The organism is Chromobacterium subtsugae (genome assembly GCF_001676875.1).
Classification (GTDB): Bacteria; Pseudomonadota; Gammaproteobacteria; order Burkholderiales; family Chromobacteriaceae; genus Chromobacterium; species Chromobacterium subtsugae.
The window spans coordinates 25145-51470 of sequence record NZ_JYKA01000025.1; the positions used below are offsets into that span (position 1 = coordinate 25145).

The following is a 26326-nucleotide window of genomic DNA, read 5'->3' on the forward strand; positions in this document are numbered from 1 at the left end:
TGAAGCATGGATAAAGTGTTGTTTCTGGCCATGACCGGCGCCAAGCATGAAATGTGGCAGCAGGCCACCACCGCCAACAACCTGGCCAACGTCAACACCAACGCCTTCAAGGCGGACTTGGCGGCGTTCCGGGCGCTGCCGGTGGTGGGGGACGGCGCGCCGACGCGCACCTACGTGGTGGACAACACCATAGGCTTCGACGCCAGCCAGGGCAGCCTGCAGCACACCGGCAACCCGGCTGATTTCGCGCTGGGCTCGCCCGGCTTTTTCGCGGTGCAGGGGCCGGACGGGCAGGAGGCTTATACCCGCGACGGCGGCTATGCGCTGGACGCCAACGGCCTGATGCGCACCCGCACCGGCCTGCCCATCATGGGCGACGGCGGCCCGATCACGGTGCCGGCCGGCTCGCAGGTGCAGCTGGGCGCGGACGGTTCGGTGCTGGCCATTCCGCTGTCCGGAACCAACCGCACCCCGCAGCTGGTGGGCCAGATCAAGATGATCAATCCTGGCCCCAAAGACATGTACAAGGGCGAAGACCGGCTGTATCACGTCAACGGCGGCGGCACCGCTCCGGCCAGCGCCGACGTGAAGCTGGTGCCGGAGACGCTGGAATCGTCCAACGTCAACTCGGTGGACGCGCTGGTGCAGATGATTTCGCACGGCCGCCAGTACGAACTCAATATCAAAATGATGCAGACCGCCCAGCAGGATGACCAGCAGGCGGCGCAATTGTTGTCGGTCACCAGCTGACCGCGGCCATAGAACAAGCAAGGTAACTCGCCATGATGCGCGCACTGTATATCGCCAAGACCGGCATGGACGCCAGCCAGTTTCAGCTGGACGTGGTGTCCAACAACCTGGCCAACGTCAACACCATAGGCTTCAAGGGCAGCCGCGGCGTGTTCGAGGATCTGTACTACCAGACGCTGCGCCAGCCGGGCGGCCAGCTGGCCAATGGCAATACCAATCCCACCGGCCTGCAGATCGGCACCGGCGCGGCGGCGGTGGCTTCGTCGCGCATTTTCAGCCAGGGCAGTCCGCAGCAAACCGGCCAGCCGCTGGATCTGGAAATCGACGGCGACGGTTTCTTCCGCATCCTGCAGCCGGACGGCACCACCGCCTACACCCGCAACGGCCAGTTCCAGCGCAACTCGAACGGCGACGTGGTCAATCCGGACGGCCTGCCGCTGAATCCCAACATCAATATCCCGGCCACCGCGCAGCAGATCACGGTGTCCAGCGCCGGGGTGGTGCAGTACACGCTGGCCGGCGCCACCGCGCCGCAGACCGCCGGCACCATCCAGCTGACGACTTTCATCAATCCGCAGGGCCTGCAAAGCTTGGGCAGCAACCTGTATCTGCAGACCGCCGCTTCCGGCGATCCGCAGGACGGCAATCCGCAAACCGACAGCCGCGGCGCGATCAAGTCCGGTTTTCTGGAGTCGTCCAACGTCAATGTGACTGAAGAACTGGTCAATATGATCACTGCCCAGCGTTCGTTCGAAATGAACTCGCGCGCGGTGACCACCGCCGACCAGATGCTGCAGAAACTGAGCAATATGTAATGAATGGGCGCCGGCGGCCGCCGGGCCGAAGGGAGGAATGGCGATGAAAACCAATCTGGTGATGCTGGCCGTGGCGCTGTTGGCGCTGGCGGGCTGTGCGGTGCAGGAACCGCCGCTGGTGCAGACGCCGACGACGGCGAAGCCGCAGCCGCGGGCGATGGGCATTCCCGCCAATGGCGCCATTTTCCAGGCGGCCAGCTATCGGCCGCTGTTCCAGGACGGCATGCCGGTCCAGGTGGGTGACACCTTGCAGGTGATGATCCAGGAAAACTCCTCGACTTCGGCGTCCGAGCAGACCACCGACACCCGGACTTCGGCGCTAACGTCCAACATCACCGCCGGCGTCAAGATACCGTTCCTGCCAAGCGGCCTGGCCGGCGGCCTGGGCGGCACCAACTTCAACAGCTCCGGCTCGGCCAACAATACCGGCAAGGGCAACAACCAGGTGGCCACCAGCTTCGTCAGCTCCATCACTGTCACTGTGATCGACGTGCTGGCCAACGGCAATCTGGAGGTCAGCGGCGAGAAGCAGGTGCGGATCAACAGCGATACCGAATCCATCCGCCTGTCCGGCGTGGTCAATCCGCGCGACATCGCGCCGGACCGCACCGTGTCCTCGCTGAAGATAGCCGACGCGCGCGTCGAACAGCAGACCAAGGGCAACAACCGCCTATACAATGAGCCGGGTTGGTTGTCGAAGATTTTCATGTCGCTGCTGCCGATCTGATCGGCGCCCGGCATAGGGGTGGAATGATGAAGAAATGGATCGTGCTGGCCTGTCTGTTGCTGGCGTCCCTGCCGGCCTTGTCGGCGCAGCGCTTGAAGGATATCGCCAATATCGGCGGCGTGCGGCCCAACCAGTTGATAGGCTACGGCCTGGTGGTCGGCCTGGACGGCAGTGGCGACAAGGTCACTTCCTCGCCGTTCACCGGCCAGGCGATGATCAATATGCTCAATCAGCTTGGCGTGCAGGTGCCGCCCGGCACCAAGATAGACCCGAAGAACGTGGCGGCGGTGTCGCTGACCGCCACGCTGCCGGCCTTCTCCAAGCGCGGGCAGATGATAGACGTGACGGCGTCGTCGATAGGCGACGCCAAGAGCCTGCGCGGCGGCACTTTGCTGTTGTCGCCGCTGAAGGGCGCCGACGGCCAGATCTATGCGATGGCCCAGGGCAATGTGGTGGTCGGCGGCGCGGGCGCGTCCGCCGGCGGCAGCTCCACTCAGATCAACCAGTTGAGCGTGGGCCGAATTCCGGCCGGCGCCACGGTGGAGCGCGAGGTGCAAACCGCGCTGGGCGACGGCGAATTCATCCATCTGGAGCTGCAGGAGGCGGATTTCACCACCGCCAACCGCGCGGTGCAGGCGATCAACAAAACCTTCGGTGCCGACACCGCCCGCGCGGTGGATGGCCGGCTGATCGAAGTGAGGGCGCCGTTCGACAGCAACCAGCGGGTGCAATTCCTGTCGCGGATGGAAAATATTGCCGTCGACCCGGCAGATGTTTCCCCTCTGGTCATCATCAACGCCCGCACCGGCTCCATCGTGATGAACCAGGCGGTGACGCTGTCGTCCTGCGCGGTGTCGCACGGCAACCTGTCGGTGACGGTCACCAACACGCCGCAAGTCAGCCAGCCCAACTCGCTCTCAGGCGGCAAGACCACGGTCACCAATCAGGCGGATATCGTGATCAACAGCACCGGCGGCAAGGTGGTGGGCCTGAAGGGGGGCGCCAATCTGTCGCAGGTGGTCAACGCGCTCAATGCGCTGGGGGCGACGCCGCAAGACCTGATTTCCATTCTGCAGGCGATGAAATCGGCCGGCTCGCTGAAGGCGGACCTGCAAATCATCTGAGCCTGCGTGGGTTACGGCGTGGTGGCATGATTATTGCTTTTTGCGGCTCAAGGAGTAATTGATGACCGCCAAATTCCAAGCCGTCGCGCCGCAGGACGCGCTTAGCCGCCAGCTCGCGATCGACCCCAGCCACATGCGCAGCCTGAAGGCCAAGGCCAGCAGCGACCCCAAAGCCGCGGCGCGCGAAACCGCGTCGCAGTTCGAGGCGCTGTTGATGAACACCATGCTGAAAACCATGCGCGAGACCAAGTTCGACGATTCGGAAGAGTCGAACGGCATGGATACCTATCGCAGCATGGCGGACCAGCAGATGGTGCAGGCGATGAGCGCCAACGGCGGCCTGGGCCTGGGCGACATGATTTACCGCCAGATCGCCAGGCAATCCGGCTTCAGCCCCGACGAAGGCCAGACGCACGCGTTGAACAGCCGCCCGGTCGCCGGCCAGTGGTCGCCGGTTCAGCCCATCGGCCAGCGCATGCAGCAAGCTTACCGCAGCGCCCAGGGCGCATCCGGCGCGGCCGTGGCGGACTCGCCGACGGCTGCCACGCCGGTCGGCGGCGGCCGCGCCTTCGCCAGCAGCCTGCTGCCGCATGCCCGCGCCGCGGCGCAGCAGCTGGGAGTGGCGCCGGAGTGCGTGGTGGCGCATGCGGCGCTGGAAAGCGGCTGGGGCAAGCGCGCCATCCGCAACAGCGACGGCTCGGACAGCCATAATCTTTTCGGCATCAAGGCGGGTTCCGACTGGCAGGGCAAGACCACCACTATCATGACTACCGAATACAGCGGCGGCGTAGCGCAAAAGCGGATGGAAACCTTCCGTTCCTACGACTCCTACGCCGATGCGTTCAGCGATTACGCCAAGGTGCTCAAAGGCTCGTCGCGCTACAAGAACGTGTTGAACCAGGGGCAGAACATGTACGGTTTCGCGCAGGGCCTGCAGTCGGGCGGCTATGCCACCGATCCGCGCTACGCGCGCAAACTGGTGGATGTCGCCGCCAGCCTGGCGCAACAAGTGGCCAAAACTTGATCAAGTTTTGGCAGAGTCGGCCGATAGAGATGAAGAATTGTAGAGGGTAATCATGGCAATCGTCGGAGCTGATATTTTCGGCATAGGCCTGAGTGGGCTGAATGCGGCGCAAAACGCGTTGTCGGTGACCAGCAACAACATCTCCAACGCGTCCACTCCGGGCTACAACGTCGAGTACATCACGCAAGCGGGACGCCAGCCGCAGAATGTCGGCTTCGGCTTCCTGGGGCAGGGCGTGGACGTCACCAACGTGCTGCGCACCTATAGCCAGTATCTGGCCGGCCAAGTGCAGAGCGCGCAGACCGGCAGCAGCTATTACACCACTCAGCTGCAGCAGTTGAACCAGATCAACAACATGATCGGCAACTCCACCCAGAGTCCGAATCCGGCGATCCAGTCCTTCTTCGGCGCGATGCAAACCTTGTCGCAGCAGCCTTCGTCGCTGCCTACCCGGCAGAACGTGCTGAGCATGGGGCAGGCGATGGCGGCCTCCATCACTTCGCTGAACAGCCAGCTGGTGCAGCTGCAGCAAGGCGTCAACGGCCAGGTTCAGACCGCGGTGCAAAGCATCAATGCGCTGGCTCAACAAATCGCCAATCTGAACAAGCAGATCGGCGCGGCCACCGGCGGCAACACCCAGGCGCCGCAACCCAACACTCTGCTGGATCAGCGCGATCAGGCATTGCTGCAGCTGAACCAGATGATAGGCGCCACCGCCTCGGTGCAGAGCGACGGCTCCTACACGGTTTCCATCGGCAGCGGCCAGACCCTGGTGACCGGCGGCACGGTGAACCAGCTGGCCACCCAGGCCGACCCGAACAATCCCAGCAATCTGCAGGTGGGCTTCACCAATCCGAACAACACCCTGACCATTCTGCCCGACACCATCCTCAACAGCGGGCAGCTGGGCGGCTTGCTGAACTTCCGCGACGGGGCGCTGGCGCAGACGCAGAACCAGCTGGGCACCATGGCGATCGATTTCGCCGCGGCGATGAATTACCAGAATTCGCTGGGAGTGGATTACAACGGCCAGCCGGGCGGGCCCATCTTCAAGGACCTGTCCGCCTACGCCAGCAATCCGCAGTATGCCGCCGGGCAGTTCCAGGTGACGATGGGCGATCCCAAGCTGCTGGCCACCGCCTCCAACCTGGTTGCCACCGGCACCGCCGGCAATCCCAGCGGCGTGACGATGAGCGCGGTGTGGTCCAGTCTGCCGGGCACTTACGCCACCAGCATCAATGGCACGCCGCCGTCGTTTCCGGCCACCACCAGCCACCCGTCCAGCGGCCTGACCAATATGACCATCACCGCGTCGGCGGCGCCGGTGTCGATGACCGCCACCATCGCCGGGACCAACGGCGGCGGACCGTACAACGTGGTGCCGGTCACCGGCCAGCCCAACGCCTACAAGCTGCAAACCACGGCGACACCGCCGGTGGACGTGGGCATAGGCTTCCAGCTGTCCGGATCGCCTGACCCGGGCCAGACCTTCACGGTGGGGCCGAAGCCGATTCCGGCGGTCGGGACTGTCACGCCGCCGTCCGGCGACAACAGCAATCTGCTGCAGCTGACCGCGCAACAGAACATCGCGCTGGTGAATGGACAGTCGTACCAGACTTATTTCACCTCTACGGTCACCACGGTGGCCAACCAGACTTACGCGGTAGGCCTGCAGAACACGTCGGCGCAGAACACGCTGCAACAGGCTACCCGGGCCAATTCCAACTTGACTGGTGTCAATCTGGACCAGGAGGCCGCCAATCTGATCAAATACCAGCAGTCCTATCAGGCCTGCAGCAAGGTGATCCAGATTGCGCAGAGCACCTTTTCCAGCATTCTCAACATCATGTCCTGAATATTCGCGAGAGGAGAGCGGCGATGCGCATCAGTTCAGCGACTTTATACCAGTCCGGCATAGATAATATGTCCAACCTGCAAGCCCAGTTGGTGCAGGTCAATATGCAGATCGACAACCAGAAGCGGGTGGTGACCCCCGCCGACGATCCGGTGGCATCCGCGCGCATCGAGTTGCTGAATACCTCCAGCGGCCAGAACAGCCAGTACAAGACCAATACCCAGTCGGTGCAGTCCTGGCTGTCCTTGTCGGACACCACCATCAACAGCGCGATCAATCTGATGAACGCGATGAAGAGCCAATCGATCTACGCTGGCGACGGCTCTCTGTCCCCTACCCAGCTGCAGGCGATCCAGCAAACGGTGAAAGAGGGGATTTCCGAACTGACCGGCTACGCCAACGCCACCGACGGCAACGGCAGCTATCTGTTCAGCGGCAACCAGGTGACCACGGTGCCGTTCACCGTCAACATGGCATCGTCGCCGCCGACCGCGACCTATAACGGCGACAGCGGCCAGCGCAGCGTGCAGGTGGCCGCGTCCCGCATCATGACCATTTCCGATCCGGGCAATGCCATTTTCGGCACGCCCGGCACCGGCGGCAGCGCCACCGGCGCGTTCGACTCCCTGATCAACCTGTACAACCTGTTGGGGCAGAATCCCAAGCCGGCCAACTATCAGACCCAGCTGAACGCGATCACCAACCAGATCACCAGCGCCACGCAGCAGATGACCACCAGCCTGGCGTCGGTCGGCGCGCGCGAACAGGAAAACGCCAATCTGCAGGGGATGAGCAGCAGCTTGGACTTGCAATACAACACCAGCATCGGCGATTTGCAGAACCTGGACATGGCGCAGGCGATCTCCACCTTCACCATGACTCAGACCTCGCTGCAGTACACGCAGAAAACCTACGCCCAGGTGTCGCAGCTGTCGCTGTTCAACTACATTTCCGGCTGACGGGCGATGAGGTGGCGTGGGAAAAGGGCCGCGGATGCGGCCCTTTGTCTTGTCCGGCTCAATCCAGCCGCGCCGGCTCCACCACGATGCCGGCGCGCAGGCCGGGCTTGACCGCGGGATTGGGGAACAGGATCCGCTCTTCGCCGCCGGTCGCCAGATAGCGGGTATCGCCATCTTCGGCGATCAGCATGCCGTCCGGCAGCCGGGTGAAATTCTCCACGTCGTCGGCCAGGTGCAGGCGGAAATGCTCGCTGCGCTTGACCAGATCGTACTTGGCGCGGAACAGCGGCAGCGCGTCGGGCTGGAGGGCGGGGACGCCGCTGGCCGGCGCGGACAGCAAGCGGCGCAGCGCCTGATCTATGCCGGCGAAGCGCGCCAGATCGTTTTGGCCGAATGGCCGCGCCTTGCCCAGCTCCAGAGTGAAGGCGTCGGCCTCGAAGCGGCGGCTGGTATGGTAGCTGAACGTGTTGGCTGGCTGGCTGTGCAGCAGCACCGCCTCTATCCCGCTTTGCTGCAGCCAGGCCAGCTGTTGGCGGTTATGGACGCGTTCGTGCAAGTACGGGTAGATGGCGAATTTCTCGAACGCCGAACCGCGGATGGCGGTATGCAGGTCGTAGTGCAGCTTGCGGGCCCGGGCCTGGGCGAAGAAGCGTCCTGCCAGGACTTCCAGCTCGGCGGCGCGCCGGGACTCGGCCAGGTCGGCGTGTTTGGCATGGGCGCCGTTGAACAGCCGGTTCATGTCATAGCCGAGGTAGCGCTCGCCGGCGCGAATGGCTTCGATATTGGCGAACATCACCAGCAGCCGGCAATCCAGGGCCAGCGTGCCGTCGGCGATGTCGGCCAGGATGGCGTCGGCCACTTCGATGGGGGCGGTTTCGTTGCCGTGCACGCCGCAGCTTAGCAATACCGAATCGGCCTGGGGCAGGCCCGGGTCTATTTCGACGCAGCCGGCGGCAACCCAGCGCGCCTGCAGGCCGGAAGGCAGCGGCCAGGACGCGTCGGCGCCGGCGTCGGGATGGAGCGCGTGTTGCAGAAAGCGGCTGGCTTGGGTCATGGCGGCATGATGGAAGTGATGGATGGCCGATTGTAATCTTTGGCCATGGCCGCGTCATGCCCGGCTTGGCGCGGCCGGCGCCGCCTCCCGGCTCGGGATGGGTGTTTTTGTTGGAAATCGCGCACACCGCGAGCGCGGCGAAGCACTGTTGAATGTCATGCCGGAGCGCGCGCCTGGCATGCAATTCATTGTTTTAACTGCCATGAATTTTCACTGTGCAAACCATGGCGGCGGCAAGGGGCGGAGAATTCGATCGGACGCGTCGGAACGGGTACATTTTTTTACTTGTCAATCAGCGAGATGTTGTTACAATCCGCGCTCGTTTGCGCTATGCAACAACTAACAATTCATTCTGTTTCGCTCCGACATCCCAGGCCCACATAAAAGCTGTAGAGCCCGAAAGCCGTGCACTAAGGAGCGGGGTTATCCATCATAAGTTCTGAGAGGAAAACTCATGGCTTGGTCTGTGGCTGATAGCCGGAGCCTGTACGGCATCCGGCATTGGGGGGCTGGTTATTTCGACGTCGGAGACAGCGGCAATATCGTCGTGCGTCCCAATGTCCGCCAGCAAAAGGAAATCGATCTGTACCGGCTGGTGCACGAGCTGGGCGCCAAGGGACTGGATCTGCCGCTGCTGGTGCGTTTCCCCGACATTCTGCAAGACCGCGTCAGCCGGCTGTGCGGCGCGTTCGACAAGGCCATCGCCGAGCAAGGCTATGGCAACCGCTACACCGCCATCTATCCGATCAAGGTCAACCAGCAAGAAGCGGTGGTCAAGAGCATCATCGCCACGCAGGAAGTTTCCATTGGTTTGGAAGCCGGCTCCAAGCCTGAGCTGATGGCGGTGCTGGCGCTGGCGCCCAAGGGCTGCACCATCGTCTGCAACGGCTACAAGGACCGCGAATTCATCCGCCTCGCGCTGATCGGCGAGCGCCTGGGCCACCAGGTGTTCATCGTCATCGAGAAGGAATCCGAAGTCGAGCTGGTGATCGAGGAGTCGAAGAAGCTCGGCGTGCGCCCCAATCTGGGCCTGCGCGTACGCCTGTCGTCGCTGGCCTCCAGCAAATGGTCGGACACCGGCGGCGAGAAGGGCAAGTTCGGCCTGTCCGCCGGCCAGCTGATCTCCGCGGTGGACAAGCTGACCGCGGCCGGCATGGCCGACTGCGTGCGCCTGATGCACTTCCACATGGGTTCGCAGATCGCCAATATCGCCGACTACCGGCTGGGATTCCGCGAAGCCATCCGCTACTTCGCCGAACTGCGCGCGCTGGGCCTGCCGGTCGACCATGTCGACGTCGGCGGCGGCCTGGGCGTCGACTACGACGGCACCCACTCGCGCAACGACAGCTCGATCAACTACGACATGGACGAATACGCTCACGTGATCGTCTCCATGCTGTCGGAGTTCTGCGCCGAGAACGGCATTCCGCACCCGCGCATCCTGTCCGAATCCGGCCGCGCGATGACCGCGCACCACGCGGTGCTGCTGATGAATGTCACCGATGTCGAGCGCCTGCCTGACACCGTGTCCAAGATCGACAACGTGGAAGCGCTGTCGCTGCCGTTGCGCAAGCTGTTGGAGCTGGCCAGCCTCAACGATGAAGAGCTGGTCACTGAAATCTACTACCGCGCCAGCCATTGCGTGTCGGAAGTGAGCGACATGTACGCGGAAGGCCGGTTGTCGCTGAAGGAAAAGGCGCTGGCTGAGGAAGTCCACGCCACGCTGTGCCGCCGTCTGCACACCCAGCTGCAAGCCAGCCAGCGTTCGCAGCGCCAGGTGTACGACGAGCTGACCGACCGCCTGGCCGACAAGTACTTCTGCAACTTCTCGGTATTCCAGAGCCTGCCGGACACCTGGGCCATCGATCAGGTGCTGCCCATCATGCCGCTGCACCGGCTGGCCGAGCAGCCGACCCGCCGCGCGGTGCTGCAGGACCTAACCTGCGACTCCGACGGCAAGCTCAAGCACTACGTCGATCAGCAGAGCATCGAGAACAGCATGTCGGTGCATGAGGTGAAGCAGGGCGAAGAGTACCTGATCGCGGTGTTCCTGGTGGGCGCCTACCAGGAAATCCTGGGCGACATGCACAATCTGTTCGGCGATACCGATTCGGTCAACGTTTACGTGCGCCAAGGCGGCGAGCTGGAGTTCTCCGGTGTGGAAGAGCATGACACCATCGAGGACATGCTGCGCTACGTGCACCTGTCGCCGGAAGACCTGCTCAACCGCTACGAAGCCAAGACCCGCGAGTGTGATCTCAGCGCCGAGGAGCGCAGCCAGTTCTTCGCCGAGTTCTGCCGCGGCCTGAAGCAGTCGTCCTACCTGTCGGTCTGATCCTCGCCTCCGCAGCAGACAAAAAACCGGGCCTCGCGCCCGGTTTTTTCATGCCCGCGGTGTCGGCTCGGAGGCGCGCTCAGGCGGGTTTCTCGCCGCGGCCGGCGGGAACGTAGTAGAGGCTGGGGCCGTTGATGCCGGGCAGCGCCAGCGTGCGGTCGTATTGCAGGCCCAGCTTTTCCAGCACGCGGATGGAGCCCAGATTGCCCGGCGCGGTGATGCCCACCACGTAGTCTATGTTCAGCCGCTCGCGGCCGTGAGCCAGGCAGGCGGCGCCGGCCTCGCTGGCGTAGCCGCGGCCCCAGTGGCGCTGCAGAAAGGCGTAGCCGATGTCGGGGTGGGGCAGGCTGTCGCGCTTGACCAGGCCGCAGATGCCGACGGGAACGGCGCCGGCTTGCAGTTCGACCAGCAGCAGGCCATGGCCGTGCTGCTGGTAGCTGGCCTGCGGGCCTTTTTCTATGTAGTTGCGCGCGCCGGCCAGATCGCGCACGTCCTTGTCGCCGATATTGGCGAGGAAGGCGGGTTCGTTCAGCAATTCCAGGATGAAGGCGTCGTCCCGCTCCAGGAGCGGGCGCAGGCGCAGGCGGGGCGTTTCTATTTCAAGTGCGTGCACGGGAAGGGGCTCTGATGGCGTCTGATATCGGCACTAGTGTGCCAGATTGGGCGGCAAGCGTGCCAGCAAGAAAAAAGACGGCCGCGGATGCTCGCGGCCGTCTGTTGTCGTTTCACGGGAGTGGGCTCAGCACTCGACGATGTTGACCGGCACTTCGATCACGTTGATCGCCAAGCCGCCGCGCGCGGTTTCCTTGTACTTGGTGCTCATGTCCATGCCGGTGTCGCGCATGGTCTTGATCACGCGGTCCAGCGACACGAAATGCTGGCCGTCGCCGCGCAGCGCCATCCGCACCGCGTTGATGGCTTTCACCGACGCCATCGCGTTGCGTTCGATGCAGGGCACTTGCACCAGGCCGCCCACCGGGTCGCAGGTCAGGCCCAGATTATGCTCCATGCCGATCTCGGCGGCGTTTTCCACTTGCTCAGGCGTGCCGCCCATCACTTCGCACAAGGCGCCGGCCGCCATCGAGCAGGCGGAGCCCACTTCTCCCTGGCAACCGACTTCGGCGCCGGAGATGGAGGCGTTCAGCTTGAACAGGATGCCGATCGCGCCGGCGGTCAGCAGGAAGCGGACGATGCCATCGTCGCTGGCGCCCGGCACGAAGCGGGCGTAGTAGTGCATCACCGCCGGGATGATGCCGGCGGCGCCGTTGGTCGGGGCGGTCACCACGCGGCCGCCGGCGGCGTTTTCTTCATTCACCGCCAGCGCGTACAGGTTGACCCAGTCCATCACCGTCAGCGGGTCGCGCATCGCGGCTTCCGGCGACGCCAGCAGTTTGCGGTGCATGTCGGCGGCGCGGCGCTTCACCTTCATGCCGCCGGGCAGAATGCCTTCGCGCTCGCAGCCGCGCTTCACGCAGGCCTGCATCACGTTCCAGATGTTGAGCAGGCCGGCGCGCACTTCTTCCTCGCTGCGCCAGGACAGTTCGTTTTCCAGCATGATCTGGCTGATGCTCTTGCCGTGGCGCTGGCACAGCGCCAGCAGTTCCGCCGCGCTCTTGAACGGGTGCTTCAGCTCGGTGACGCCCGGCGGGACGAAGCCGGCGTCGATGGCCGCCTCGTCCACCACGAAGCCGCCGCCCACCGAATAGTAGGCGCGCTTGGACAGGCTGTTGCCGGCGGCGTCGAAGGCTTCGAAGATCATGCCGTTGGGGTGATAGGGCAGTGTTTTCTTCTTGTGCAGCACCAGGTGCTCGGCTTCGATGAAGTCGATCTCATGCTTGCCCAGCAGCTTCAGCTTGCGCTGCTCGCGGATGGCGGCCAGCATGCCGTCCACGGCGTCGGTGTCGACCAGGTCAGGTTGTTCGCCCTGCAGGCCCAGCAGTACCGCCACATCGGTGCCGTGGCCCTTGCCGGTGGCGCCCAGCGAGCCGAACATCTCGGATTGGACGCGGGTGGCGGCGTCCAGCAGGCCATCCTTCTCCAGGCGGGCGATGAATTGGCGGGCGGCGCGCATCGGGCCCACGGTATGGGAGCTGGATGGGCCGATGCCGATTTTGAACAGGTCGAAAACGCTGATTGCCATGGTCGTGCTTCTCTAAGGGAAAGTCCCGGATCGGGTCCGGGTTGTTGTCGGGCGCCGCGAGGCGTCTCTTAGTTTGTATTGTAACGGTTGCCGGGCCAAGGTGCGCGGGCCGCGCCGCCGGCATGGCCGGGCGGCTTCGCCGGCAGATTACCGCAGAGCGCAATCCCGCACCACCCTGTCGAGAATGTGGTCTTGTTTGGAATATGTCGTTGTTTTTTGTGGGAATGCTTTCCGCTTGCGGCCTCGCTTCAAAGCCATTGGGCCAGGTCGCGCCAGAAATCGTCCGGAATCCACAGCAGGGCGGAGGTGGCCGCCAGGTAACGCAGGAATTTGCCGATCGCCATGTAGCAGACGCAGGGCCAGAACGGGATGCGCAGCCAGCCGGCCAGCGTGCAGAGCGGGTCGCCGATGCCCGGCAGCCAGGATAGCAGCAGGATGGGCGCGCCGCGGCGGCGCATCCAGCGGAAATAGCGCGGGTTCAGCGCGGGCTTGCGCGCGCGCGGCGGCCGTCCGTCCGGCTTGGCGTGGGAATGGCCATGCATGTGGTGGCTGCGGCGCTGGCGGTAGCGCAGCAATCCGACCTTGGCGCCGTAGCCCATCCACCAGTCGATCATGCCGCCCAGGGTGTTGCCCAGCGTGGCGACGGCCATCACCTGCCAGAACATGTCTGGCCTGAGCTTGATATAAGCGAACACCGCGGGCTCGGAGCCCAGCGGCAGCAGCGTGGCGGAGATCAGGCTGACTGCGAAAATGGCGGGCAAACCGACTTTCGGCAAAGCCAGCGCGGCGAGCAGGCCTGCAAGCATTCCTTCCATGATCCGTATCGGCTTTCAATCGTGTTGAAGAGGGGCGGCATCGCCTGGGCAGCCGGTTTGACCAGGGCCGCGCCACGGAATTCCGCGCCGGGCGCGTGCCGTTGATTCCCATTTGCTATGGTTAAACGGCACCCGACCCGGCATTCAGCGCGCATTCCGCATGCGCCGCCGCGGCGGCCTGGTTTTCAAAACCTGAAGGGGAGAAGCGATGAAATCGTATGGCGCGGAGTTTCTGGGCACTTTCTGGCTGGTGCTGGGCGGCTGCGGCAGCGCGGTGCTGGCGGCGGCGTTTCCCGGCCTGGGCATAGGCTTCGCCGGGGTGGCGCTGGCTTTCGGCCTGACAGTGGTGACGATGGCCTACGCGATCGGCCACATTTCCGGCTGCCATCTGAACCCGGCGGTGTCGGTCGGCCTGTGGGCCGGCGGGCGCTTTCCCGCCGGGCAGCTGGCGCCGTACATCGCGGCGCAGGTGCTGGGCGGCATCGCCGCGGCGGCGGTGCTGTACGCGATCGCCAGCGGCGCGGCCGGCTTCGACGTGGCCAAGGGCTTCGCTTCCAACGGCTACGCCGAGCACTCGCCGGGCGGCTACTCGCTGGCGGCCGCGCTGGTGTGCGAGGTGGTGATGACCCTGTTTTTCCTGCTGGTGATCATGGGCGCCACCGACAAGCGCGCGCCGGCGGGCTTCGCGCCTTTGGCGATAGGTCTGGCGCTGACCTTGATCCACCTGATCAGCATCCCGGTCACCAATACCTCGGTCAACCCGGCGCGCAGCACCGGCGTGGCCTTGTTCGTCGGCGGCTGGGCGGTGCAGCAGCTGTGGCTGTTCTGGCTGGCGCCGATTATCGGCGCGGTGCTGGGCGCGAGGGTGTACCGGCTGATCGCCGGAGAGTCCGATTAACGGCTGCCGGGCTTTCTGCCCGGATCGAACCGGAAAAAGCCGCGGCAGGGGCCGCGGCTTTTTTGTCGGCTCAGGCTTCGGGTTTCAATTCGCGGCGGCGGGCGCGGCCTGCGCGGTTTTCAGCTGCGGCAGGATGTCGGCGACGATCTCGCAGCAGCGCAGGCGGTCGGAGAAATCGTGGCAATCGACCGACAGCATGATTTCGTCGGCGCCGGTCTCGTCCAGCAGTTTTTGCAGCCCGGCCTTCACCGTCGCCGGTCCGCCGAACACCGCCGCGCCCAGCCATTCGTGGCGCACGGAGAATTCCTCGCGCGGATTCCACAGGCCGTCCATGCTGTCCACCGGCGCGGGCAGCGGCTGGCGGTCGCCGCGGATCAGGTTGAGGAATTTCTGGTACGGGGTGGTGGCGAGGCGGCGGGCTTTTTCGTCGCTGTCGGCCGCCAGCGCCGGGATGCATACCATCGCGTATGGCTTGGCCAGGGCGGCGGATGGCTGGAACAGGTGGCGATACAGTTGCAGCGCCTCGCCCAGCTGGGCCGGGGCGAAGTGGGCGGCGAAAGCGAAGGGCAGGCCCAGCTGCGCCGCCAGCTGCGCGCCGAACAGGCTGGAGCCCAGAATCCATATCGGCACCTCGGTGCCGATGCCGGGAATGGCGCGCACCTGCTGGCCAGCCTGCGCCGGCGCCAGATAGCCGCGCAGCTCAGCCACTTGCTGCGGGAAGTCTTCGCCGGCGAAGCGGTCGCGGCGCAGCGCGCGGGCGGTGAGGGGGTCAGTGCCGGGCGCGCGGCCCAGGCCCAGGTCGATGCGGCCGGGGAACAGCGTGGCCAGCGTGCCGAATTGCTCGGCCACCACCAAGGGCGCGTGGTTGGGCAGCATGATGCCGCCGGAGCCGACCCGCATGCTTTGGGTGTGGGCGGCGATCTGGCCCAGCAGCACCGCGGTGGCGGAGCTGGCTACGCCGGCCATATTGTGATGCTCGGCCACCCAGAAGCGGGTGTAGCCCAGTTGTTCGACGTGCTGCGCCAGCCGCACGCTGTTTTGCAGCGCCTGGGCGGCGTCGCCGCCGGCGACGATGGGGGCCAGCTCCAGCATGGAGAGGCGCGGGGCGGAAGAGATCATGTGCGAAGCCTATCAGAGAGCAGGCGCGCCGCGGCGCGCGCGATCCGCCTAGTATACGGCCGGCGCCGCGCGCCGGCTGCGGCGGCATGGAATATGAATATGCCGGTTTGGCCGCCGGCCAGGCTTGAATTGGCGCGGTCTTGGCTATATTTGAGAACCATTCTTGTTTTCCTGAAGGAAGCCCCATGACTCAACGCAGCAATCTCGACATCGTCCGCGCCACTTACGAAGGCAAGTCGGAGGACAACGGCCGCAACCTGCTGGCGGCGCTGGCGCCGGACGCGGCGTGGACCGAGGCGGCAGGCTTCCCGTACGCCGGCACCTATGTCGGCCCGCAGGCCATCGTCGAAAACGTGTTCCAGCGGCTGGGCAGCGAGTGGGACGGCTACCGCGCGGCGGTGGACCGCTATTTCGTCGACGGCGACAACGTGGTGGCGCAGGGCTTCTACCACGGCACTTATCGCGCTACCGGCAAAAGCTTCAGCGCGTCCTTCGCCCATGTCTACACGCTGAAGGGCGGCAAGATCGTCAAGTTCGAACAGATCGTCGACAGCGCCAAGGTGTGGGAGGCGATGCGGGGCTGATCCTCGCCGCGCCATGCGCAACGGCCAGCTCCGCAGGGGGCTGGCCGTTTTGTTTTGCCGGGACGCTCAGGCCGGCTGCAGCTGTTCGCCGATGCCGGCGCGCAGCAGCCGCTTGACTATCATTTTCAGCACCACGCCGTACATGGGCAGGAAGAACAGCATGCAGATCAGCACCTTGAAGCTGTAGTCCACCAGGGCGATCTCCACCCAGTTGGCGGCCATGAACGGGTCGCTGCTCTTGTAGAAGGCGATGAAGAAGAAGGACAGCGTGTCGCTGATGTTGCCGAGGAACATCGCGGCGGCCGGCGCCACCCACCAGGCCTTGAGCTGGCGCAGGCGGTTGAACACCTGCACGTCCAGGATCTGGCCCAGCGCGTAGGCGGCGAAGCTGGCGGCGGCGATGCGGGCGACGAACAGGTTGAACTGCTCCAGCGCCGCCATGCCCTGCCATCCGCCCTGGTAGAACAGCGTGGACACCAGGTAGGAGATGAGCAGCGCCGGCACCATCGCCGCCAGGATGATGCGCCGGGCCAGCGGCGCGCCGAAAATGCGCACGGTCAGGTCGGTGGCCAGGAAGATGAACGGAAAGGTGAACGCGCCCCAGGTGGTGTGGAAGCCGAACACGGTGATAGGCAGCTGCACCAGGTAGTTGCTGGAAGCGATGATGGCGATATGGAACAGCGACAGCTGGACCAGCGCGGACAGGCGCTGCCGGTCGGTGAAGGCGAACATGGATGCATCCTTTTTGCTGAATGGGGTGAGGGAACCCAGTGAGTTTCGGTTGGCGCCGCCGCGGTTTTCCGCGCACCGATGCCGCAAGCAAGGGGCGAAATCATACCCTGTTTTATCTATACATGAAAATACTTTCGAATAATCAAGGCGCTGGCGGACTGCCATGCGCGATTTTCGGCGCATTGATTTATTGTTTGTTGGATAAACAAAGCTATAAATATCCTAAGTAAATTCTCGTAAACCGAGTCTGAAGCGCTTGGCCTGCAAGGAGTTGGACATGACGATTACCAAGAGACTGCTGTTGACCACCGTGCTGGCCCTGCTGGCGATGCTGGCCCTGGGCGTGCAGGGCTTGTGGAAACAGCAGCAGGCGAACGACCGCTTCGATTACATGAAGATCAACACTTTTCCCAGCATCCACACCCTGGACGACGCCAAGGAGGCGCTGGCGGATGTGAGGCTGACCTTGGCGCGCAGCGTCGCGCTGTCCGATCCGGCGGCCAAGAAGGCGGAGTTCGCCGCGCTGGCCGATCTGGACAAGCGTTTTGACGCGGCGCTGGACAAGTACGAGAAGGACCTGATCTCAAACGACGACGACCGCAAGCTGCTGCAGGTGGACCGCGACGACATGAAGCTTTACCGCCAGCAGCGCGACAAGTACCTGCAGCTGCTGCAGGGCAGTAATGTGGCGGAGGCGGACAAGCTGATGACCGGCGACATGTCCAACGAGGCCAAGGCGCTGAACCAGGCGCTGATCGACCACATCGAGTTCAACTACAAGCTCGCCGACCAACTGAGCAAGGACAACGACGCGGCCTATGCCGCCGCGTGGTGGCAATCGGCGATATTGATCGGCCTGGCCGTCGTGATATGCGGCTGGCTCAGCGGCCATCTGTTCCTCAACATCCGCAGCAGCCTGGAGCAGACGCTGAGCACCATGCAGTCGGTGCGGACTTCGCTGGACTTCCGCCTGCGCGCGCCGGTGGCGAGGATGGACGAGATCGGCAAGACCGCCACCGCCTTCAATGAGCTGATGGCCAGGCTGCAGCAGAGCTTCCAGGAGATCCGCGGCAGCGTGACCGCGATGGAGGATGCCATCGTCCATATGGCCGACTCCTCCGGCCACATCGCCCATAGTTCGGTGCAGCAGAGCGAATCGGCGTCGGCGATGGCGGCGGCGGTGGAGCAGGTGACGGTCAGCATCAACCACGTCGCCGACCGTGCCCGCGAGGCCAACCACCAGGCGCGCGAGGCCGGCGAGATCGCCGACCGCGGCAGCCGGGTGGTGCTGGGCACGGTGGACGGCATCAGCGCGGTGGCCGAATCGGTGGGCGAGGCGTCCGACCGGATAGGCAAGCTGCGGGAAGACAGCGTCACCATCGCCACGGTGCTGGGCGTGATCAAGGACATAGCCGACCAGACCAATCTTCTGGCGCTGAACGCGGCGATCGAAGCGGCCCGCGCCGGCGAGATGGGGCGCGGCTTCGCGGTGGTGGCGGACGAGGTGAGAAAGCTGGCCGAGCGCACCGCCAGTTCCACCACCGAGATTTCCGCGGTGATAGACAAGATGCAGCAAGGCACCCAGGCGGCGGTGACCGGCATGCAGCAGGTGGTGGACCGGGTCAACCAGGAGGCGGAGAAGGCGCGCGGGGCCAGCGACGCCATCCAGCAGATCAAGACCAATTCCGAGCACAGCACGCTGTTGATCGGCGAGATTTCCGACAGCATCGTCGAGCAGGGCAGCGCCAGCAACACCATCGCGCAGAAGGTGGAGCAGATCGCCCAGATGGCGGAAGCCAATTCCAAAGCCTCGTCCGATTCGGCCAGTTCGGCGCAGCAGCTGAAAGAGCAGGCCGGCCATATCCAGAAGACGGTGGCGCAGTACCAAGTGTAAACACGGACAACGAGAGGGTCGGGGAAGACCGGACAGGGCCGAAAGGCCCTGTTTTTTTGGATCGGACGTTTTGCAGGAAAAGCGATAAGCAAGCCGGGATTAATTACTTAGCCGGGCGCGGCGCGCTTGAAGGCATCGCGGATCAAGGCTATATCCGCGTGGCTAACCTTGTAGCACTCAATCTCTGCGTTGCTGATCTCTGCTGGGCTGAAATAGCCCGCAAGCAGCACGATGGCGTCATGGCAGTCGTCTTTGTTTTCCAGTCTAAGACTTCTCGCCCGCTGAAAATCAATCACCATATTAGTTCAGCTCCCAGCCTGGCGGCAGCTCTGGGTGGGTAAGCCAGTAGCTGAGGCATTGCTTATCCAGCGTATCGCTCCATTGGTAGATACCCGCTCCGTTGTAGTAGAGCACCGGTTTGAGGTCGATGTAAGCGATGACAGATGCTCTTGGTTGATAAAACGGAGATGCCAACATGTCGCTAACCGATACCTCGTCTATGCAGACCATGTCGGCTATCTTGCCATGTGGCCATGAACAGGCCTCAAGCTGGAGCAGTTCGTCATCGGGTAAAGAGCAAACATGTTGAGCGACCACTTGGGCGAACACATTTTTGAAAGACAGCAAACCTATACAGGAAGGGTGTTTGTATGCATATTCTTCGGGATTCATGGTGGTAAATTCCAACAGACGGAGGTGGTGGAATTTTATATGTGCTAAGTATTTTTTATGGCGCAATAACAACTGTTCCACATGTCTTTGGCATGTGTTACTATAACGGCATTTTGCAAATAGTTCCACAAGGAACAATCAACGTGCAGACAATAAAGTCCAAACTTATTAGCAATGACTATATCGAAACTGTTATTGAAGAAAGCAAAGGGGTACCTAGGAAGCGTATCCCGATACTTGTTCACGATAGTTATGATGAAATTCCACAGCGCTTTGTAAATTGCATGGCATCGGACTCTTATATTAAGCCGCATAAGCATGAAAGCGATAATCAATGGGAGCTAGTAACTTGGATGTCAGGGGAGATGCTTATTGTCATCTTTGATGATTTAGGCAGAATTCTGAATAAAGTTAAAATAGGGCAGCGAAGTAATCGCATAATGGAGATACAGCGTAATCAGTATCACAGTTATGTGCCCTTGTCTGATTGTGCATATCTTGAGATAAGGAATTGCAGGTTTGTTTATGGCCAGCCGGAGGTCGATAGGACATTTGCTAGTTGGGCTCCGGATGAGGGAAGCATCGAAGTGAATGATTTTGTCGCCTGGCTTAAGAGGGCAGATATTGGAAAACGGTATGGACAAGACGGATAAGTACTTTCAGATTATAAATTGTAGCCCTGTTCCTACATTTTGGAAGAACGCTGAACGATATTTCATGGGTTGCAACCAGAAGTTCTTGGATATGGTTGATGTTGAAAATATTGATAGCCTTCTTGAGAAGCGAGATATTGACTTGCCTTGGGCTCGTAACTGGGAGCAATTCGAGAGGGACGATCGACAAGTATTGGAGGCCGGGCAGATAGTATCGAGGTTGGAACAGATTCCATCTGGCGATGGTGAGGTGGTTTGGTCTGAAACCATCAAACATCCGATTGTGCAAGACGGAGAAATTGCAGGGCTTGTTGGTTTTTGTAAGGATGTAACAATTGAAAGGAGATTGCAGGAGATAGAGCGGGAGAGAAGTATTGATAAGCTGCACTTGCAACTGGCTGACTTGGTTGGCAAGTTTATGAATGAAGTTCAGCACACCAAGCTATCAATCGTTGAGCAGCGTGTCGGGTTAAGCCAGAGGAGTGAGGGGATAGGTAGGCGGCAAATCAGTTTGAGTAGTCGAGAGAGTGAAATTATTTACTATCTATCTATTTATAAATCCCCTAAAGAGATAGCAAGGATACTGTCGGTTCTTCATGGGAAAGATATTTCAGTTCGGGCGGTACAGACAGCGATCAGCGATAGATTATATGTCAAATTCGATGTCAACACCACAAGTCAATTGTTGGAACGGGCTGCAGTTCATAATTTGATACCGTTGCGTATGCCCAGTTAGTTGTTTTTTAAAATAGTTTGAGTGCGGCACCTTCTTTCTATGGCTTGTTTTGTCAAGGCCTTGGTGGTGGTAATTTTAAAGGCTGTGTGCTTTGCATGATTTTCGTAATGGATGGCAGCAAGCAGGAAACAGGTGATGTGATGTAGGGTGTATTTCGTTTTCCATCTGAAGTGACAAGTTGGCATTGGCGCTAGTAAGAGTAGCCTACGGATTGACATGGGTGGTTAAGTCGAATTTTTTGCTGCTCTGGGCGTGAAGCATTGGGTTGGTCATCGAGTATATTCAATAAAGTGTAAAGCTTTTTATAAATCAGCATTTAGCCTATGGAGGTAGGCTTGTTAGATTGGTACGATATTTCCAACTCGTACCAAATGGACAAGCCATGGCGAAACCGCGCGCATTTCTCAAACTGATCCTTTCCGCCGCATTGGCCGTTTCGGGCGTCGCTGCGGCGGCGGATGCCGTCACCGTCGGCTACCAGACCGGCATCGACCCCACCAAGGTGCCGCAGGCCGACGGCGCCTATGAGAAAGCCACCGGCAGCCGCATCAACTGGCGCAAGTTCGACAGCGGCGCCGACCTGATCGCCGCGGTGGCTTCAGGCGATGTGGCCATCGGCAATATCGGCTCCAGCCCGCTGGCGGCCGCCGCCAGCCGCGGCCTGCCGATCGAAACCTTCCTGGTGGCCGACGAAATCGGCTCCGCCGAGGCGCTGGTGGCGCGCAAGGGCAGCGGCATCGCCAAGCCGCAGGATCTGATCGGCAAGAAGGTGGCGGTGCCTTTCGTCTCCACCACCCATTACAGCTTGCTGGCCGCGCTGCACCACTGGGGCGTGGACCCGGCCAAGGTGAATATCCTCAATCTGCGCCCCGGCGAGATCGCCGCCGCCTGGCAGCGCGGCGACATCGACGCCGCCTACGTTTGGGACCCGGCGCTGGGCAAGATCAAGCCCGGCGGCGCGGTGCTGACCAGCTCGGCCGAGGTGGCCAAGTGGGGGGCGCCCACCTACGACATCTGGGTGGTGCGCAAGGACTTCGCCGCCGCCCATCCCGAGTTCGTCTCCCGCTTCGCCAAGGTGTCGCTGGACGCCATCGCCGGCTACCAGGCGAATCCGCAGGCCTTCATCGCCAACGCCGCCAATATCGCCAAGATCAGCCGGCTGACCGGCGCCGCCGCGCCGGACGTGGTGGCGGGGCTGAAGGGCAACCGCTTCCTCGGCCGCGACGAACAGGCCGCGCTGCTGCAATCGCCGTTCGTGGCGGCGGTGGGCAAGACCGCGGCCTTTCTGAAGGCGCAGGGCAAGGTGGAATCGCTGCAGCCGGATTACGGCCCCTACGTGACCAACCGCTTCGTCAAGACGGCGCGCTAAACATGGCCGCCCTGATCGCCGACCGGGTGTCGGTCCGTTATCCCGGCCAGGCGCAACCGGCGCTGGACGGGGTGTCGCTGAACGTGGGGCCGGGCGAGCTGGCAGTGGCGCTGGGGCCGTCGGGCTGCGGCAAGACCACCTTGCTCAATCTGTTCGCCGGCTTCCAGTTTCCCGATTCCGGCAGCGTGCGCTTCGGCGGCGCGCCGGTAACCGGGCCGGGCGCGGAGCGCGCGGTGGTGTTCCAGCAGCACGCCTTGCTGCCGTGGCTGAACGCGCTGGACAACGTCGCCTTCGGCTTGCGTCTGCGCGGCGTGCCGCGCGCCGAGCGCCGGGAGCTGGCACAGAAGGCGCTGGAACAGGTGGACCTGGCCGAGGCCGGCGCCCGCTACCCCTGGCAGCTGTCCGGCGGGCAGAAGCAGCGCGTCGGCATCGCCCGCGCCTTGGCCGGCCGCGCCGGCACGCTGCTGATGGACGAGCCTTTCGGCGCGCTGGACGCCTTCACCCGCGAGCAGATGCAGGAGCTGCTGCTCAAGGTATGGGCGGAGTCCGGCGGCAGCGTGTTTCTGATCACCCACGACATCGAAGAGGCGCTGTTCCTTGCCACCGAGCTGGTGTTGATGTCGCCGGGGCCGGGCCGCATCGTCAAGACGCTGCGCCCGCCGTTCAGCCGCCGCTGGCGCGCCGGCGACAGCGCGCGGGAGATCAAGTCCGATCCGGAATTCATCGCGCTGAGAGAACAACTGCTGGCCGACGTGTTCGCCCAGCGCAGACAAGAGGCATGGGCATGAGCGGCATTGAAACCACGGCGGAGGCGGAGTTGTTGTCCGTTTCCTCTCGGATCGAGGGCAGCCCGAGGCGGGAACGCGAGCCCTCCCGGCTATGGCTGGGCGTTGCCAGCCTGGCATTGCTGCTGGGCGGCTGGTGGCTGCTGGCGCACAGCGGCTGGGTGCCGGCGTTGTTTCTGCCCGCGCCGGAGGCGGTATTGAACAAGCTGTTTGTCGTCGCCGGCCAGGGCTTCATGGACGCCACGCTGTGGCAGCACCTGGAGGCCAGCCTGCAACGCATCGCGCTGGCGCTGATGGCGGCGGCGGCGGTCGGCGTGCCGCTGGGCGCGCTGATGGGGCGCAGCCGGCTGGCACAGGGCTTGCTTGATCCCATGCTGGAGGCATATCGTCCGGTGCCGCCGCTCGCCTACCTGCCATTGATCGTGATCTGGTTCGGCATAGGCGAGCTGTCCAAGGTGCTGCTGATTTTCCTGGCCATCCTGGCGCCGGTGGTCATCGCCACCCGCCACGGCGTGGCCCAAGTCAGCCGCAACCGGCTGCGCGCCGCGCAAAGCCTGGGCGCCAGCCGCGCGCAGTTGCTGTGGCTGGTGGTGCTGCCCGAGGCGCTGCCGCAGATCCTGACCGGCATCCGCATTGGTTTGGGCGCAGGCTGGTCCACGCTGGTGGCGGCGGAACTGGTGGCGGCCACGCGCGGGCTGGGTTTCATGGTGCAGTCGGCGGCGCAGTTTCTGGTCACCGATGTGGTGGTGCTGGGCATCCTGGTGATCGCCGCGGTGGCCTTCGCGCTGGAGCTGGGCCTGCGGGCCTTGCAGCGCCGGCTGGCGCCTTGGCATGGGCAACAAGACTAAATACAAGAGGGGATACGCATGAGTTTGCAATTGACCCGCCTGAGCCCGGCGCTGGGCGCGGTGGTGGAGGGGATAGACCTGGCGCGGCCGTTGGACGACGAGCAGCGCCGGGCAGTGAACGAGGCGCTGCTGCGCTACCAGGTGCTGTTTTTCCGCGGCCAGGACATCACCCCGCTGCAGCAGCGCAATTTCGCGGTGCGCTTCGGCGACCTGCACACCCACCCGATCTATCCGCAGCACCCGGAGGCGCGCGAGATCATGGTGTTGGACACCGATGTGGTGGATTTGCAGGACAACGCGATCTGGCACACCGACGTCACCTTCATCGAAACCCCGCCGCTGGGCGGAGTGCTGGCGGCGCGCGAGCTGCCGGAGCTGGGCGGCGACACGCTGTGGGCCAGCGGCATCGCCGCCTACGAAGCGTTGTCGGCCAGCCTGAAGGCCAGGCTGGAAGGCCTGAGCGCGGTGCATGATTTCGCCAAATCCTTCCCGCTGGCGCGCTACGGCGTCACCGACGAAGACCGCCGCCGCTGGGACGAGACGCGGCGCAAGCATCCGCCGATCAGCCACCCGCTGGTGCGCATCCACCCGGAAAGCGGCCGCCGGGCGCTGTTCGTCAGCGAGGGCTTCACCGTCGCGGTCAACGACCTGCCGGAAGCCGAGGGCCAGGCCTTGCTGCAGTTCCTGTTCGCCCACCAGTCCAGGCCGGAGTTTTCGATACGCTGGCGCTGGCAGGCCGGCGATGTGGCGTTCTGGGACAACCGCTGCACCATCCACTACGCGGTGGACGACTACCGGCCGGCGCGGCGGGTGATGCACCGGGCGACGATACTGGGCGACCGGCCGTACTAAGTGCCGATTTTGCGTTGCGCCAGCCAGCAAAAAAGGCCATCCCGCGGGATGGCCTTTTTCTTGATGGCGGAATGGATCAGCCGACCAGCCGCATCTTGAATTGCTTGCCCTTGATCTTGCATTGCGACAGCTTGGCCAGCGCTTGTTCGGCGATGGCGCGGTCCAGCGCGACGAAGCTCGCGAATTCGAAGATATTGATCTTGCCGATCTGGCTGCCGGCGAAGCCGGCGTCGCCGGTCAGCGCGCCCAACAGGTCGCCCGGGCGCAGCTTTTCGCGTTTGCCGCCGGCGATCTCCAGCGTCACCATCGGCGGCAGCAGCGGGCCGCCGGGCGCAGGTGTCAGCTCTTCCACGTCGGCCCAGGTCAGGTCGGCCTGCTGGTAGTTTTCGATCTGCACCAGGCGCTTGGCCTCGCTGTCGGTGGCCAGGGTCAGCGCCAGGCCGTGCTGCTCGCCGCGGCCGGTGCGGCCGATGCGGTGGATGTGCACTTCCGGATCATGGGTGACGTCGACGTTGATCACCACGTCCAGTTCCTTGATGTCCAGGCCGCGTGCCGCCACGTCGGTCGCCACCAGCACGGTGGCGCTCTTGTTGGCGAAGCGCAGCAGGATCTGGTCGCGCTCGCGCTGTTCCAGGTCTCCGTGCAGCGTCAGCGCGTTGAAGCCCTGTTCCTGCAGCTCACGCACCAATTCCTTGCAGCGCTCGCGGGTGTTGCAGAAGGCCAGCGCCGAAGTGGGGCGCAGATGGCGCAGGATGCGGCTGACCGTCTCCAGCCGGGTTTCCGGCTTCACCTTGTAGAACCATTGTTCGATGTGGTCGGCGTTGTGCAGCGACTCCACCTTCACTTCCACCGGGTTTCTCAGGAACTGCGAGCTGGCCTTGCGGATGTCTTCCGGGTAGGTGGCGGAGAACAGCAGGGTCTGGCGGGTTTTCGGACAGGCGCGGACGATGCCGACGATCTCCTCGATGAAGCCCATGTCTATCATGCGGTCCGCCTCGTCCAGCACCAGCGTCTTCACGCCGCTCAGGTTCAGCGTTTCGCGGAACAGGTGGTCCTGCAGCCGGCCCGGCGTGCCCACCACGATATGGGCGCCGTGCTCCAGCGAGCCGATCTGCGGGCCCATCGGCGAGCCGCCGGTCAGCGTCACCACCTTGATGTTGTCGATGGCGCGCGCCAGGCGGCGGATTTCCTGCGCCACCTGGTCGGCCAGCTCGCGCGTCGGGCACATCACCAGCGCCTGCACGCCGAACCAGCGCGGATTGAGGCTGGCCAGCAGGCCCAGCCCGAACGCAGCCGTCTTGCCGCTGCCGGTCTTGGCCTGGGCGATCAGGTCGCGGCCTTCCAGAATGGCGGGCAGGCTGGCGGCCTGGATGGCGGTCATCTGGTGGTAGCCCAGGCTGTCCAGGTTGGACAGCAAGGGGGCGGGCAGGGGCAGGGTGGAAAAAGCGGCTGGTTTCACAATGACTTGGCGCGGTTGGCTAAAGGCTGGGCAGTGTAACAGCAGTGAGGCTCGCGGCCAAATGCCCGGCGCATTTCGCGTGAAAAAAAGCCCGGCGAAGCCGGGCGCTGGGGTCTTCCTATCTAGT

Annotated in this window: 26 protein-coding genes; 17 read left to right on the forward strand and 9 right to left on the reverse strand. The window is 63.3% G+C overall.

Annotated elements, in window-relative coordinates; all coding sequences use genetic code 11:
- Positions 1–6 precede the first annotated feature (6 nt).
- The 7 genes from MY55_RS20605 (at position 7) to flgL (ending at position 7254) form a co-directional block, all read left to right on the forward strand.
- Positions 7–750, forward strand: coding sequence for a flagellar basal body rod protein FlgF (locus tag MY55_RS20605; RefSeq protein ID WP_043581142.1), 744 nt, complete (start codon positions 7–9; stop codon positions 748–750).
- 32 nt (positions 751–782) lie between these two features.
- Entirely contained in the window at positions 783–1565 is a 783-nt protein-coding gene (flgG, locus tag MY55_RS20610) for a flagellar basal-body rod protein FlgG (RefSeq protein WP_043581144.1), read from the forward strand.
- 43 nt (positions 1566–1608) lie between these two features.
- Positions 1609–2292, forward strand: coding sequence for a flagellar basal body L-ring protein FlgH (locus MY55_RS20615; protein WP_047257564.1), 684 nt, complete (start codon positions 1609–1611; stop codon positions 2290–2292).
- A gap of 26 nt (positions 2293–2318) precedes the next feature.
- Positions 2319–3416: a flagellar basal body P-ring protein FlgI gene (locus MY55_RS20620; RefSeq protein ID WP_043581150.1), complete on the forward strand. Its 1098-nt coding sequence runs from the start codon at positions 2319–2321 to the stop codon at positions 3414–3416.
- Between the two features lie 61 nt (positions 3417–3477).
- Positions 3478–4440, forward strand: coding sequence for a flagellar assembly peptidoglycan hydrolase FlgJ (gene flgJ, locus MY55_RS20625; protein ID WP_047237891.1), 963 nt, complete (start codon positions 3478–3480; stop codon positions 4438–4440).
- Positions 4441–4492: 52 nt separating this feature from the next.
- Positions 4493–6295, forward strand: coding sequence for a flagellar hook-associated protein FlgK (flgK, locus tag MY55_RS20630; protein WP_043581154.1), 1803 nt, complete (start codon positions 4493–4495; stop codon positions 6293–6295).
- Positions 6296–6318: 23 nt separating this feature from the next.
- The gene (flgL, locus tag MY55_RS20635) at positions 6319–7254 is read left to right on the forward strand and encodes a flagellar hook-associated protein FlgL (RefSeq protein WP_043581156.1); all 936 of its coding nucleotides are present in this window, start codon (positions 6319–6321) and stop codon (positions 7252–7254) included.
- 58 nt (positions 7255–7312) lie between these two features.
- Here flgL and astE read toward each other — a convergent pair whose 3' ends face one another.
- On the reverse strand, positions 7313–8308 hold the full coding sequence (gene astE / locus MY55_RS20640; protein ID WP_065202946.1) for a succinylglutamate desuccinylase: 996 nt from the start codon (positions 8306–8308) through the stop codon (positions 7313–7315).
- Positions 8309–8762: 454 nt separating this feature from the next.
- On the opposite strand from astE, the gene speA reads away from it, so the two are divergent.
- On the forward strand, positions 8763–10643 hold the full coding sequence (gene speA / locus MY55_RS20645; RefSeq protein ID WP_043581159.1) for an arginine decarboxylase: 1881 nt from the start codon (positions 8763–8765) through the stop codon (positions 10641–10643).
- Between the two features lie 79 nt (positions 10644–10722).
- Here speA and MY55_RS20650 read toward each other — a convergent pair whose 3' ends face one another.
- The 3 genes from MY55_RS20650 to MY55_RS20660 form a co-directional block, all read right to left on the reverse strand.
- Positions 10723–11256 carry a GNAT family N-acetyltransferase gene (locus MY55_RS20650; protein WP_047257561.1) on the reverse strand — a complete coding sequence of 178 codons (534 nt, stop codon included), beginning with the start codon at positions 11254–11256 and terminating at the stop codon, positions 10723–10725.
- 126 nt (positions 11257–11382) lie between these two features.
- Complete coding sequence (locus MY55_RS20655) at positions 11383–12783, reverse strand: L-serine ammonia-lyase (protein WP_047243748.1); 1401 nt, start codon at positions 12781–12783, stop codon at positions 11383–11385.
- A 248-nt stretch (positions 12784–13031) separates the two neighbouring features.
- A complete protein-coding gene (locus MY55_RS20660) occupies positions 13032–13598 on the reverse strand; it encodes a YqaA family protein (protein WP_047237894.1) in 567 nt (188 codons plus the stop codon).
- A gap of 208 nt (positions 13599–13806) precedes the next feature.
- Here MY55_RS20660 and aqpZ point away from each other — a divergent pair, with 208 nt between their 5' ends.
- Entirely contained in the window at positions 13807–14496 is a 690-nt protein-coding gene (gene aqpZ / locus MY55_RS20665; RefSeq protein WP_047237895.1) for an aquaporin Z, read from the forward strand.
- An 84-nt stretch (positions 14497–14580) separates the two neighbouring features.
- Here the strand turns inward: aqpZ and MY55_RS20670 are convergent, their stop codons facing one another.
- Positions 14581–15615, reverse strand: coding sequence for an LLM class flavin-dependent oxidoreductase (locus MY55_RS20670; RefSeq protein WP_065202947.1), 1035 nt, complete (start codon positions 15613–15615; stop codon positions 14581–14583).
- Between the two features lie 185 nt (positions 15616–15800).
- Between MY55_RS20670 and MY55_RS20675 the strand changes: the two genes are divergently transcribed.
- Positions 15801–16199 (forward strand): nuclear transport factor 2 family protein, encoded by a 399-nt coding sequence (locus MY55_RS20675; RefSeq protein ID WP_043581170.1) that lies wholly within the window; start codon positions 15801–15803, stop codon positions 16197–16199.
- A 66-nt stretch (positions 16200–16265) separates the two neighbouring features.
- On the opposite strand, the gene MY55_RS20680 is transcribed toward MY55_RS20675, so the two are convergent.
- Positions 16266–16931: a 7-cyano-7-deazaguanine/7-aminomethyl-7-deazaguanine transporter gene (locus MY55_RS20680; RefSeq protein ID WP_043581173.1), complete on the reverse strand. Its 666-nt coding sequence runs from the start codon at positions 16929–16931 to the stop codon at positions 16266–16268.
- Positions 16932–17208: 277 nt separating this feature from the next.
- On the opposite strand from MY55_RS20680, the gene MY55_RS20685 reads away from it, so the two are divergent.
- Positions 17209–18825 carry a methyl-accepting chemotaxis protein gene (locus MY55_RS20685; RefSeq protein WP_043581175.1) on the forward strand — a complete coding sequence of 539 codons (1617 nt, stop codon included), beginning with the start codon at positions 17209–17211 and terminating at the stop codon, positions 18823–18825.
- A gap of 107 nt (positions 18826–18932) precedes the next feature.
- Here the strand turns inward: MY55_RS20685 and MY55_RS20690 are convergent, their stop codons facing one another.
- Positions 18933–19124: a hypothetical protein gene (locus MY55_RS20690; RefSeq protein WP_047238757.1), complete on the reverse strand. Its 192-nt coding sequence runs from the start codon at positions 19122–19124 to the stop codon at positions 18933–18935.
- Between the two features lies 1 nt (position 19125).
- On the reverse strand, positions 19126–19497 hold the full coding sequence (locus MY55_RS23905; protein ID WP_152680224.1) for a hypothetical protein: 372 nt from the start codon (positions 19495–19497) through the stop codon (positions 19126–19128).
- 41 nt (positions 19498–19538) lie between these two features.
- Between MY55_RS23905 and MY55_RS22920 the strand changes: the two genes are divergently transcribed.
- The 6 genes from MY55_RS22920 to tauD all read left to right on the forward strand — a co-directional run bounded on the left by MY55_RS22920 (position 19539) and on the right by tauD (position 24740).
- Complete coding sequence (locus MY55_RS22920) at positions 19539–20150, forward strand: WbuC family cupin fold metalloprotein (protein ID WP_155419480.1); 612 nt, start codon at positions 19539–19541, stop codon at positions 20148–20150.
- Positions 20134–20886, forward strand: coding sequence for a helix-turn-helix transcriptional regulator (locus MY55_RS20700; RefSeq protein WP_043581181.1), 753 nt, complete (start codon positions 20134–20136; stop codon positions 20884–20886). The genes MY55_RS22920 and MY55_RS20700 overlap by 17 nt, the downstream gene beginning before the upstream one ends.
- 382 nt (positions 20887–21268) lie before the next feature.
- On the forward strand, positions 21269–22255 hold the full coding sequence (gene tauA / locus MY55_RS20705; RefSeq protein ID WP_065202948.1) for a taurine ABC transporter substrate-binding protein: 987 nt from the start codon (positions 21269–21271) through the stop codon (positions 22253–22255).
- A gap of 2 nt (positions 22256–22257) precedes the next feature.
- The gene (tauB, locus tag MY55_RS20710) at positions 22258–23043 is read left to right on the forward strand and encodes a taurine ABC transporter ATP-binding subunit (protein WP_065202949.1); all 786 of its coding nucleotides are present in this window, start codon (positions 22258–22260) and stop codon (positions 23041–23043) included.
- The gene (tauC, locus tag MY55_RS20715; protein ID WP_080770365.1) at positions 23040–23888 is read left to right on the forward strand and encodes a taurine ABC transporter permease TauC; all 849 of its coding nucleotides are present in this window, start codon (positions 23040–23042) and stop codon (positions 23886–23888) included. The genes tauB and tauC overlap by 4 nt, the downstream gene beginning before the upstream one ends.
- An 18-nt stretch (positions 23889–23906) precedes the next feature.
- A complete protein-coding gene (tauD, locus tag MY55_RS20720) occupies positions 23907–24740 on the forward strand; it encodes a taurine dioxygenase (RefSeq protein WP_047237478.1) in 834 nt (277 codons plus the stop codon).
- Between the two features lie 76 nt (positions 24741–24816).
- Here the strand turns inward: tauD and dbpA are convergent, their stop codons facing one another.
- On the reverse strand, positions 24817–26199 hold the full coding sequence (gene dbpA / locus MY55_RS20725; protein ID WP_043581189.1) for an ATP-dependent RNA helicase DbpA: 1383 nt from the start codon (positions 26197–26199) through the stop codon (positions 24817–24819).
- Positions 26200–26326 lie beyond the last annotated feature (127 nt).

What these genes read in the sequence shown, in the direction of transcription:
- MY55_RS20690 (WP_047238757.1), bottom strand. Translation starts at nt 19,124, where the DNA reads ATGGTGATTGATTTTCAGCGGGCGAGAAGTCTTAGACTGGAAAACAAA.
- MY55_RS20605 (WP_043581142.1), top strand. Translation starts at nt 7, where the DNA reads ATGGATAAAGTGTTGTTTCTGGCCATGACCGGCGCCAAGCATGAAATG.
- MY55_RS20680 (WP_043581173.1), bottom strand. Translation starts at nt 16,931, where the DNA reads ATGTTCGCCTTCACCGACCGGCAGCGCCTGTCCGCGCTGGTCCAGCTG.
- MY55_RS20685 (WP_043581175.1), top strand. Translation starts at nt 17,209, where the DNA reads ATGACGATTACCAAGAGACTGCTGTTGACCACCGTGCTGGCCCTGCTG.
- aqpZ (WP_047237895.1), top strand. Translation starts at nt 13,807, where the DNA reads ATGAAATCGTATGGCGCGGAGTTTCTGGGCACTTTCTGGCTGGTGCTG.
- MY55_RS20655 (WP_047243748.1), bottom strand. Translation starts at nt 12,783, where the DNA reads ATGGCAATCAGCGTTTTCGACCTGTTCAAAATCGGCATCGGCCCATCC.
- speA (WP_043581159.1), top strand. Translation starts at nt 8,763, where the DNA reads ATGGCTTGGTCTGTGGCTGATAGCCGGAGCCTGTACGGCATCCGGCAT.
- tauB (WP_065202949.1), top strand. Translation starts at nt 22,258, where the DNA reads ATGGCCGCCCTGATCGCCGACCGGGTGTCGGTCCGTTATCCCGGCCAG.
- tauC (WP_080770365.1), top strand. Translation starts at nt 23,040, where the DNA reads ATGAGCGGCATTGAAACCACGGCGGAGGCGGAGTTGTTGTCCGTTTCC.
- MY55_RS23905 (WP_152680224.1), bottom strand. Translation starts at nt 19,497, where the DNA reads ATGAATCCCGAAGAATATGCATACAAACACCCTTCCTGTATAGGTTTG.
- flgL (WP_043581156.1), top strand. Translation starts at nt 6,319, where the DNA reads ATGCGCATCAGTTCAGCGACTTTATACCAGTCCGGCATAGATAATATG.
- MY55_RS20675 (WP_043581170.1), top strand. Translation starts at nt 15,801, where the DNA reads ATGACTCAACGCAGCAATCTCGACATCGTCCGCGCCACTTACGAAGGC.
- MY55_RS20670 (WP_065202947.1), bottom strand. Translation starts at nt 15,615, where the DNA reads ATGATCTCTTCCGCCCCGCGCCTCTCCATGCTGGAGCTGGCCCCCATC.
- astE (WP_065202946.1), bottom strand. Translation starts at nt 8,308, where the DNA reads ATGACCCAAGCCAGCCGCTTTCTGCAACACGCGCTCCATCCCGACGCC.
- flgG (WP_043581144.1), top strand. Translation starts at nt 783, where the DNA reads ATGATGCGCGCACTGTATATCGCCAAGACCGGCATGGACGCCAGCCAG.
- MY55_RS20620 (WP_043581150.1), top strand. Translation starts at nt 2,319, where the DNA reads ATGAAGAAATGGATCGTGCTGGCCTGTCTGTTGCTGGCGTCCCTGCCG.
- tauD (WP_047237478.1), top strand. Translation starts at nt 23,907, where the DNA reads ATGAGTTTGCAATTGACCCGCCTGAGCCCGGCGCTGGGCGCGGTGGTG.
- tauA (WP_065202948.1), top strand. Translation starts at nt 21,269, where the DNA reads ATGGCGAAACCGCGCGCATTTCTCAAACTGATCCTTTCCGCCGCATTG.
- MY55_RS20660 (WP_047237894.1), bottom strand. Translation starts at nt 13,598, where the DNA reads ATGGAAGGAATGCTTGCAGGCCTGCTCGCCGCGCTGGCTTTGCCGAAA.
- flgJ (WP_047237891.1), top strand. Translation starts at nt 3,478, where the DNA reads ATGACCGCCAAATTCCAAGCCGTCGCGCCGCAGGACGCGCTTAGCCGC.
- MY55_RS20615 (WP_047257564.1), top strand. Translation starts at nt 1,609, where the DNA reads ATGAAAACCAATCTGGTGATGCTGGCCGTGGCGCTGTTGGCGCTGGCG.
- MY55_RS20700 (WP_043581181.1), top strand. Translation starts at nt 20,134, where the DNA reads ATGGACAAGACGGATAAGTACTTTCAGATTATAAATTGTAGCCCTGTT.
- flgK (WP_043581154.1), top strand. Translation starts at nt 4,493, where the DNA reads ATGGCAATCGTCGGAGCTGATATTTTCGGCATAGGCCTGAGTGGGCTG.